General features: G+C 53.3%; 1 pseudogene. It reads right to left on the bottom strand.

The window, feature by feature from the left end:
- Positions 1-420: pseudogene (locus AUR66_RS16985) on the bottom strand (bacterio-opsin activator domain-containing protein); the annotation flags it as partial.

Here is a 420-nt window from a genome sequence, read left to right as displayed (position 1 = left end):
CCCGTTCCATCTCCGGTGACGTGGCCACCGGCCGCAGGTCGTTCGTCTCTGCGTCGAACAGATAGACACTGCTGGCCTCGAGATTCAAAACACCGTCAGTGTCGTCGATGACGTGTTGGGCAATCTCGTACTTGGTTTTTGCATATAGAAAGTCTCGTGCGGTCTCTTGGAGCGTCGCCAACGCCTCCTCGCGTTGCTTTCGTTTCGTGATATCACGGCAACTGTACAAGAGCGTCCCATCTTGAATCGACACTTCACGAACGTTGACTAACAGCGTGTGTTCTCGCCCAATTTTATCAGTCGCCGTACATTCGATGTTCTTCAAAACCCCTTTGGAGGCGAGCTCTTCCCGGTCGAAGAGGTCCTCCCCGAGGAGATTTTCTATCGGCCCTAAATCTCGGATTTCGTCTGCAGTGTAGC

Origin of the sequence: Haloferax profundi, from assembly GCF_001469865.1 — an archaeon.
GTDB classification, from domain to species: domain Archaea; phylum Halobacteriota; class Halobacteria; order Halobacteriales; family Haloferacaceae; genus Haloferax; species Haloferax profundi.
The sequence above is the reverse complement of the archived record's forward strand: the minus strand, read 5'-3'. Positions and strand labels throughout refer to the sequence as shown.